The organism is Alkalihalobacillus alcalophilus ATCC 27647 = CGMCC 1.3604 (assembly GCF_000292245.2).
In the GTDB taxonomy this organism is placed as follows: Bacteria; Bacillota; Bacilli; order Bacillales; family Bacillaceae_D; genus Alkalihalobacillus; species Alkalihalobacillus alcalophilus.
Map to the genome: position 1 here is coordinate 1 of NZ_ALPT02000117.1, position 9997 is coordinate 9997.

The 9997-nt window shown below is 38.5% G+C and carries 5 protein-coding genes, 1 rRNA gene and 2 riboswitches; all 6 genes read right to left on the reverse strand.

Features of this window, described 5'->3' with window-relative positions; genetic code table 11:
• Positions 1 to 196, reverse strand: a 16S ribosomal RNA gene (locus BALCAV_RS19610); the annotation flags it as partial.
• Positions 197 to 1383: 1187 nt separating this feature from the next.
• Positions 1384 to 2682, reverse strand: coding sequence for an NCS2 family permease (locus BALCAV_RS19615; protein WP_040324276.1), 1299 nt, complete (start codon positions 2680 to 2682; stop codon positions 1384 to 1386).
• A 163-nt stretch (positions 2683 to 2845) separates the two neighbouring features.
• A riboswitch (purine riboswitch) is annotated at positions 2846 to 2947 on the reverse strand.
• A gap of 87 nt (positions 2948 to 3034) precedes the next feature.
• The gene (gene guaA / locus BALCAV_RS19620) at positions 3035 to 4576 is read right to left on the reverse strand and encodes a glutamine-hydrolyzing GMP synthase (RefSeq protein ID WP_040324275.1); all 1542 of its coding nucleotides are present in this window, start codon (positions 4574 to 4576) and stop codon (positions 3035 to 3037) included.
• 327 nt (positions 4577 to 4903) lie between these two features.
• Positions 4904 to 5005, reverse strand: a riboswitch (purine riboswitch).
• A gap of 43 nt (positions 5006 to 5048) precedes the next feature.
• The gene (locus BALCAV_RS19625; RefSeq protein WP_003323354.1) at positions 5049 to 7253 is read right to left on the reverse strand and encodes a transglutaminase TgpA family protein; all 2205 of its coding nucleotides are present in this window, start codon (positions 7251 to 7253) and stop codon (positions 5049 to 5051) included.
• A 33-nt stretch (positions 7254 to 7286) separates the two neighbouring features.
• Positions 7287 to 8426 (reverse strand): DUF58 domain-containing protein, encoded by a 1140-nt coding sequence (locus BALCAV_RS19630; protein ID WP_040324277.1) that lies wholly within the window; start codon positions 8424 to 8426, stop codon positions 7287 to 7289.
• A gap of 11 nt (positions 8427 to 8437) precedes the next feature.
• Complete coding sequence (locus tag BALCAV_RS19635; protein ID WP_003323352.1) at positions 8438 to 9394, reverse strand: AAA family ATPase; 957 nt, start codon at positions 9392 to 9394, stop codon at positions 8438 to 8440.
• Positions 9395 to 9997 lie beyond the last annotated feature (603 nt).

Genomic DNA, 9997 nt, shown 5'->3' on the forward strand with positions numbered 1-9997 from the left:
CCATGTGATCCCTTTGATTATCCGGTATTAGCACCGATTTCTCGATGTTATCCCAGTCTACAGGGCAGGTTGCCCACGTGTTACTCACCCGTCCGCCGCTAACCTCTGGGAGCAAGCTCCCTTTGGTCCGCTCGACTTGCATGTATTAGGCACGCCGCCAGCGTTCGTCCTGAGCCAGGATCAAACTCTCCGTTAAAGGATAAGCTGATTCGCTCATTTTGCTGGCTTGCTTCAGTTTTCACTGAAGTTCCATTTGCATTGATTTCTCAATGACTAACATTGACGAGATACCTTGTATCTCTTTAATTCGCTTGGCTTTTGTTCAGTTTTCAAAGAACTCGTTTCGCTCATTGGCGACTTATCTAATATATCACTTCGACTCGTTCAAGTCAACAACTTTTTTCATTGAAATATTTGATTCAATTTGTTGTTTTGACTGTGTGTCTTAGCGACAAGAAATAATATAACATGATACATAATCATTATGCAATAGTTTTTTATAATTTATTTATCTTTTTTTAAAATTAGCTAGCACTAATCAAAACGACACTCTGATTATTTTATCATTTTAAATCCAAAACCACTCAAAAATATCTTTTTATTTCTATATAGAGACTAACATAACCCTGTTCACTCTAGTCGTAAACTCAAATTAACTCGCTTGACTTAAATTAAAGTAACGATGAATGAAACAAAATCACAACAAAAAAACTTAATCATAAACTTACTTACTCAACTTTCGCATCGAGAAAATCCGTTCAACGAGTTGGCAGAGCGAAAGGGAAGCTCTTAAACAAATGCCCTTGACACGTTTGAAAAGCGAGAACGCACTATCACACAAAACGGATAAATTACGCAGTAAAAAAAATATAATAGGCCCTCCGGCGGTCGCTCCCAAACAGACACTCCGCGTCCTTGCCGAGGAGGCTCGCCAGGTTCCTGCAGGACGCGGAGTATGGTTTTGGTAGCGACAGCCGAAGCGCTTCATTTTAGTGAACCATTTCCTTCAACAGCCTATTAAGAGATGTGTTCAGACTGTCAACGATTGAACCGTTCATGTAAAGGCAATTTGAGTATTGTACCGCCCTAAAGTCACCTCTATCAACGGTTAAGGGTCAATTATACGCTGCGAAAGTTGAGTTACTTATTATAAAACAAGCTTAGTTAAAAAGGTTTAGTTTATCCAGACCGAGTGGTTACCGATATCCTATTAAGGATTTGAAATCGTTAATGAACATTACACGACCCAGGTTATATCAGAAGAAAGGTAAATCAGGCAATGCAACCAATACGATCGATACAATCACTTAAGTAACGAATTAAAACAAAATCAGGTTCAAAAAAAGACCCCTACCCATCGGATAGAAGTCTCCTTCCTTTTATCTATTTAAGGAAAATGAAATACAATAAGAACACAACAAACAATCCGTACATAAGTGGGTGAACTTCTTTTGCTTTCCCTTTACAAATCATTGTAACCGGGTAAAAAACAAAGCCCATTGCAATCCCTGTTGCGATACTATACGTAAGCGGCATTGCGAGAATGGTAAAGAAAGCCGGAATCGCAATTTCTAATCGATTCCAATCAATTTGCTTTAAAGCGGACGCCATCATCACACCTACTAAAATTAAGGCAGGTCCTGTAACCGCTGGTGTAACCACTGCAAGCAACGGTGAAAAGAATAAGGCGACGATAAAAAACAAAGCAGTAACAACGGATGTAAAACCAGTACGTCCACCGGCCCCTACACCTGCTGCAGACTCAACATAAGAAGTTGTAGTTGATGTTCCTAAAATCGCCCCAATTGGTCCTGCTGTCGAATCAGCAAGTAAAGCACGGCCAGCACGTGGTAATTTATTATCTTTAATAAAGCCTGCTTGGTTTGCTACCCCATAAAGAGTTCCAGCTGTATCAAAGAAATCAACGAATAAGAAAGTTAAAATAACAATTAAAAGTTGTAAAGTAAATACAGATGAGAAATCAATAGTAAAAAGTTGACCAAACGTTGGTTCTAAACTTGGAATCGGAGCAACGATACTATCAGGAGTGTTAATAACCCCAAATATCATCCCAACAACTGCTGTCACAACCATTCCGAAGAAAATCCCACCCTTAAGTCCAATCACTAAGAAAATAACCGTTACGACTAAACCAAAAATCGTTAGTAATACAGAAGGATTAGATAAATCACCTAACGCCACAATTGTCGCATCATCAGCAACAATAATCTCTGTATTTTGTAGGCCGATAAAAGCAATAAATAAACCAATCCCCGCTCCTGCGGCATACTTCATTTCAGCTGGAATGGCATTAATAATCGTTTCACGAATATTACTCACAGAAAGAATAGTAAATATGATACCAGAACAAAATACTCCAAATAATGCCACTTGCCACTCTATACCCATTCCAATAACAACTGAAAAAGCAAAAAATGCGTTTAAACCCATACCCGGCGCTAAAGCAATCGGGTAGTTCGCAAGTAATCCCATCACTAATGTTGCAATCGCCGCTGATAAAGCAGTTGCTACAAAGACGGCATTTTGATCCATACCAGCAGCAGCTAAAATATCAGGATTTACAAATAAAATGTAAGCCATCGCAAGAAAAGTAGTCATACCTGCCACTGATTCTGTACGTAAATCTGTGTTGTTTTCCTTAAATTTAAAGAACTGAGCTATGCGTTCCAATTTATTTCCTCCTCAATCTCACCATGGCACAAAAGCAGAAATCGTATCGGAGAAAAATAAAAGCTCCGAGTACAGTTCTACCCGAAGCTACAAATTCCGACAAAAGTTTTATATATTTCCTCCCTAGACTTCCGCACTAAGGTTTCATATATAAAGACTGATTGACTGAAATCGTAGTCAAGCTATTTACGGTAGCTTGGTAGAAACGCGCAGACCCTATTCCTGCAGTTATACGACATGGTTGTTTGATCTTTTTCTTATCACAAATGAAGTTTATCAATCAGTCATTTTTTTGTCAATATCAAATACGAACATTGTCAGATATTTTCACAATATCGTTCGTTTATTCCCACTCAATTGTTGCTGGTGGCTTAGATGTTATGTCATAAACAACACGGTTAACATGCTTTACTTCGTTCACAATACGCGTTGAAATTAACTCTAATACATCCCATGGAATACGAGCCCAATCCGATGTCATCCCGTCAATCGAAGTCACCGCACGGATTCCAACTGTATAATCATAAGTTCTACCGTCACCCATAACACCGACACTACGCATATTTGGTAATGCAGTGAAGTATTGCCAAATCTCACGATCAAGACCAGCCTTTTTAATTTCCTCACGTAAAATAGCGTCAGATTCCCTAACAATCTCCAATTTATCCTCGGTAATTTCGCCTAATACACGAATTCCTAAACCAGGACCTGGGAATGGTTGGCGCCAAACAATCTCATCAGGAATACCTAATTCTGTCCCAACAGCACGAACCTCATCTTTAAATAAAGCATTTAGTGGTTCAATTAACTCAAATTTCATATCCTCTGGTAATCCACCTACATTATGGTGAGACTTGATCGTCTGAGCCATATCTGTACCACTCTCAATAATATCAGTATAAAGCGTTCCTTGAGCTAAGAAATCCATATCCTCTAATTGGCTTGTCTCTTCCTCAAACACATAAATAAACTCATTTCCAATAATTTTACGTTTTTCTTCTGGATCAGAAACACCTTTTAACTTGTTCATAAAGCGCTCTTTGGCATCGACTTTAATCACTTTCATATTAAATCCTTCGCTAAAAGTCTTCATAACCCCTTCTGCTTCATCTTTACGTAATAAACCATGATCAATAAACATACACGTCAATTGATCACCAATAGCTTTATGAAGAAGAACAGCAACAACGGAAGAATCTACACCACCACTAAGGGCACATAAGACATTTTTATTCCCAACACGCTCTTTTACTTTTTCAATTTCAATCTCAATAAAGTTCTCCATCGACCATTCGCCTTCACATTGGCACACTTCATAAACAAAGTTCTTTAATAGCTCATTACCAAATTGAGAATGGCGGACTTCAGGATGGAATTGAACTCCGTAGAATTTGCGTTCTTCATTACTCATCGCCGCTACCGGACAAGATGGGTTAGAAGCGTCGACTACAAATCCAGATGGTGGAGCTAAAATTAAATCCCCATGACTCATCCAGACACTTTGTTCAATTGGTAACCCCATAAATAATTTTGATTGATTTTGAACGTTAATATTAGCTTTACCATATTCACGGTGATCAGCAGCATCAACTTTCCCGCCAAAATGCTGAGTCATTAATTGCATTCCGTAACAAATTCCCAGAATCGGTACACCTAAATCAAAAATAGCTGGGTCACAATGTGGAGCACCTTCAGCATAGGCACTATTAGGGCCACCTGAGAAAATGATTCCTTTTAAATTCATGCCTTTTAGTTCTTCTACCGTAATTTTGTGTGAATGAAGCTCACTATATACCCCTAAATCACGAATACGACGTGTAATTAATTGATTGTATTGACCTCCAAAATCTAGAACAACGACGATTTCTTGATTCAATTCATTCATTTTTCTCCCACCTTTTCTCAAATTGATATCGCTCAAATAACTTTGTCTTTCTAGCAAAGACAATATTCTTGCATAGAATGATTCCGACTCATATGTCTCTTCCATCAAAAAAGGATTATCTAACACTTATAGGCTCTCTCAAAGCCGTATTCGTTATCAATTATTTTGTGCTTCTTTTGCTTATAAAAAACACACTATAATTGATATACACCGTAAGCCTACATTCGTCCACCTTAAGAATATGATAAACACTTATTTCCATAATAAATAAAAAAACTAGACTCCGCCAATCGCTATGTAAACAAACGAAAAAAAGGCAGAATTCTAGCATGTCTATTCTGCCTTCATAGTCAGATTTTTTACGGAAATCCGGTAGAGACTCTTAGGCCTTATTCCTAAGGATATACGAAGGTGATTACTCTATACACTATTTTTAAGCACGGATACATTTTAACAACAGGAAAAAAGCTGGTCAAGCAGTGATTTTTTGAACAACATAAATCCAACGTTCTTTTTGCTCTTTCCAGCTCGCCTCCCCTAGCTTTCCACCATAAAAAATCGGCTCATACGCTTCTGTTAAAATGAACATTCCGTTGACACCCGTTTCTTTATCTATCCGCTTCGCATACTCGCGTAAAGTTTCGCCTTCCATCCGCTTATAGCCACAATACTCGGCATACCATAATAGCTTTTCGTACGCTTCGACAAAAGCATTTTTATCATCTCGATATTTAAAACGAAACAAGAGATATTGACGAATGATTTTTTTCCTTAAAATAAAAGCAAGGATAAGCAACAGAATAACTATCACCATTAGAGGAAGCCAATTAATATGAAAGTCGGAGCCCGAGCTAGAACCTCCAGCTGCTTGCTCTTCTTCTTGCTCTTCTTCTGCTTCCTCCTCTACATCCTCTTCCGGAAGGTCCTCTTCTTCTTGTTCAACCTCTGGTGCATCCTCCGCATCAATTGCATCATCTAACTCTGTTTGTGACGAAATAAATTCAAATGAATGATTATATCCCTTGGTTGGTTCAAAAGGAACCCAGCCTACTTCGTCAAAATAAACTTCTACCCATGAATGAGCATTACCATTTGTTACTTCATATACATGAGTCCCCATCTCAGAATCGATGAGACTGCCATTAGTAAACCCTTTTACCCAACGAGCTGGAATGTCATTCGCTCGAAGCATCACAACCATCGCGGTCGAGAAGTTATCACAGTAACCCCTTTGTGTCTCGAATAAAAATTGGTCGACATAATCCTGTCCTTCTGCCGGAACCGGAACATCTTCTGTCTCATATTCAAAATCAGGCCCTGCCAAAAAACGTTCAATTGCCTTCGCCTGGTCATACACATTCGTCTCTTCTGCTATGATTTCCGCAGCCAAATCATACACCCGCTGAGGGACAGTTTCTGGAAGCTGTGTGTAAGAAGAAACGACATCAGCTGGTGCATTCCTCGATAAATTTCGAAGTTCTTCTAAATAAAAGGTCGGGTATTCATACTCAAGCGTATAAGAAGAAAGAGCCACTTCATCTCCACTTCTATCCCCGTTGTAAGTTGATACTTTAGCCGTAAATGGGTCATACTGCCATAAAGCATACTCAGACAAATAATCGATCATCCCTAGAAATTCACCTGGATAAAATAAATGAGGAAAAACAGCTCTTTCGTCATCTACAAATGTAATCGTTGTTGTTAACTGTTCAAACTCAACTGCCTCTGTGTTCTGTCCATAACCGCCGACAGTCGTATTATACCCAATTTCTAGATCGGGCGTTTCCACTTCCCAGCCATGCCCCGTATAAAAATCCTTCGTTTCCCCACGCCAATAATGGCTCCTTGTTGTCTCGGCACGGAATAAAGGTGTCGTATCCTGAACAAACCCTCCCCCTAAACGGGTATCATTTGCACCATACCCAATTTTTTGGGTCGTCCCTCCCCCTGGACCAAGTCCGACCATCTGCCGTAAAACCGGGACAGGATCATCCCATTTTGCTTCGTATTTCGGTAATAAGATTCCAAACGTACTCGCTACCATGAGTAAAACAACCATCATCATGACAAGACGTTTGGGCACATTTTTCGAAAACGATAGCCATTTCTCTTTATCCACCATTCGATAAATCGATGATAATCCGACGAGCAAAAAGCCAAGAATAAACGTTCGGATAATCGCAAAGGTGGCATCATAGACTGTAAATGTATCAATCACCGTAATGTAAATAACCGTGAATATAAAAAAGAATAAAATTCGTCTAACAATAACAGTCCAATAAAAGAGCAAATAACTTAATATCGCCAATAATAAAAAGAATAAAAAACTTCTAAACATATCGGTTAATTCATACCATTGCCCACTAAAAATCGCTCCTATATTGACACTTAAATCTTGAATAATGATTCCTACCCATCCTAATGAAAAGAAAGAATCATCAAAGAACATAATATTTAAGCCCACTATGATCGTCGTGACTTTTAGTCCTAATGAAAGGTAAAGTGGCAACTGACAAAATGTAATTGCAAAAAAGAGGGCTGTCACTATAAGAAAAATAAAGATATAACCCGTATTCGCAATATGCGGTAAAGGCAAAATCCATTCTGCCAATAGAAGAAAACTTAAACCATAAAGGAGGAAGTCCCTACCAAGTTCGATTTTCTTTTTTCTAAACATGTTGAGCCCTACCCCCTTTCCAAAATAAACAATTTACAACTGAACAATATGAGTTTTGATTCCGAGTCTTTCCAAATCATTTATCATCCACTGATTACGCCCGTTGTTTCGAACTAAACAAACTTGAAGCGAAATTTGCTGCTGCCTTAACTTTTCAAATGCCGGGAGCATGTCTTTACTTAATTCAGCACAAACAAAATAAACCGTCGCTCCTCTCCATTGTTCATAAACACTTCCAAAAGTCAGTACCTTACCTGTCCCTTCAATTTGTGCTAACAACTCTAAACCTCTATACAATTGATTGGATGAAACAACACGCGAGACCCAATCATCTAGTCGAACAGCAAGCTGAACAGAACCTTGACTCTCCATAAAAGTAACGAGTAAGGAAGCGGTTAGTTCAATTGATTTTTCGAACATTTCTTCTGTCTGAGCAGACAAATAAGGATCAAAAGCAATGACAATCCCTTCACCGCGAAAGGATTCAAATTCCTTTGTCATTAATTGTGTTGAACGAGCCGATTGTTTCCAGTCAATACTCGTTAATCGATCACCTGGAATGTATTGACGAACACTCGATAGATTTCGTTCCTCCCCTAATTCCTTCGCTCTTAGTTTACCCTCGATCGATTCCACTTGTTTACCATGTGGCACTTCTCTAATTTTTTGGTAACGTGGATAAACATTAACGATCGTTTCACTTACAATTACTTTTCTCTTTTCAAAAAAACCAAATAAATCACCAAAGATTAGCTCCACTTTATCAAACTCGTATTGACCCCGTTTAACATTATGAATCGAATACGTATATTGAAACTTTTTTTGAAAAGAAAAGAAAAAGAAAGTACTAGGGTTTTGAACCTCACCTAAGTCGGCTGATACGTGATCAAACACATGCATATAAAAGAATGGCTGGTAGGAAGCATTTCTCACCGTAACCGTTACGAGCAAGTCATCCCCACCTTTGACTACATTAGGTTGAATCACACGCTCAACCTTGAAACCCTTAACTGGGAGCAACGACATTAGCAACGTGAGAACTAATACCGTGAGCGTACTATAAAATAAAAACCAACTGACAAACCCACCTTGAAACATCGCATAAATAAAAACGATCATAGCCACTAAAAGCAACAAAATGTATTTTAAAATCTCCTTTAATGTTTGTTTCATTCCTCGCCTGTTCACGATGTCGTTAACCTTCTTCTCGCTACTGGGACTTCTACGCGTTTTAAAATATCCTTCACAATATGCTCCACGGTAATATTGGCCATTTTTGCATCCGTACTTAAAATAATTCGATGAGAGAGCACATTCATGGCTAAATACTGTACATCATCGGGGATGACGTAATCTCGGCCTTGAATTAAAGCATACGCTTGAGCAGCTTTCATTAAAGCGATCGTTCCACGCGGACTGACACCTAGCTCTACCGAACGATGCTCTCTCGTTGCATGTGTTAAACGTACAATATATGTTTTAACATGGACATCAACTAATACTTCTCCTACTTGTTTTTGTAAAGCGAGCACTTGCTCAGTAGAAATGACCGAATCAATTTCTTCTATCATTAACCCTTCATCTATCCGCCTTAACATTTCTAATTCTTCATTAATGCTCGGATAACCAATTTGAAGTTTTATTAAAAAACGGTCTAATTGAGCTTCTGGTAACGGAAAGGTTCCTGCATATTCAACTGGGTTTTGGGTTGCCATCACAAAGAAAGGCTTTTGCAGGACTCTCGTTTCTCCATCAACGGTAATACTTGCTTCTTCTAATGATTCCAATAAAGCGGCTTGTGTTTTGGGTGAAGTACGGTTAATCTCATCTGCTAATACGATATTTGCCATAATCGGCCCAGGTCGGAAGGTAAAACTTTGCGTTTGTTGATTATAAATGGAAACACCAGTTACATCTGAGGGTAATAAATCAGGGGTGAATTGAATTCGTTTAAATTCAGCGCCAACTGAACGTGCCATCGATTTTACTAGCATCGTTTTCCCTACTCCTGGAACATCCTCTAATAAAACGTGGCCATCTGCCATTAAAGCAACTAAACATAATTCAATTTCTTTCCTTTTTCCAACTACTACTTTTTCTATATTATTTATGACCTTTTCGATTTGGTGTAATGTTGTCATCCGCTCCTCCGTTTCTCTTTGTCCAATATACAAAGTCAAAATCCAATCAATCTATGCTTACTCTTATGTCTTTAATAGACTTATTCTAAAAATCCTACTAATCTCCCAGAAACTATATTCTACAAAAAATGAGCAAAGCCTACCTTTTTCCCTTTTTTTATTTTAGAGCACTTCCATAATACCATTTGTAGGATAGGTCACGCCAACATTTACAAAAAATTCAAAATAATGATTCCGTATAAAAGGGCAGCAACTTAAAAACGCCTGTTTATTCGCACCGCAATTGAAGGCATCCTCTTTTTTCATTACCTATTCCTGTTTTTTCACACCGTAATTGGAGGCACTCTCTTTTTTCATTACTTATTCCGGTTTATTCACACCGTAATTAGAGCCATCCTCTTTTTTCATTACCTATTCCCCTTTTTTCGCACCGTAATCAGAGGAGCTCTCTTTTTTCATTACCTATTCCTGTTTTTTCGCACCGTAATCAGAGGCATCCTCTTTTTTCATTACCTATCCCCGTTTTTTCGCACCGTAATCAGAGACATCCTCTTTTTTCATTACCTATTCCGGTTTTTTCGCACCGTAATCAGAGGCATCCTC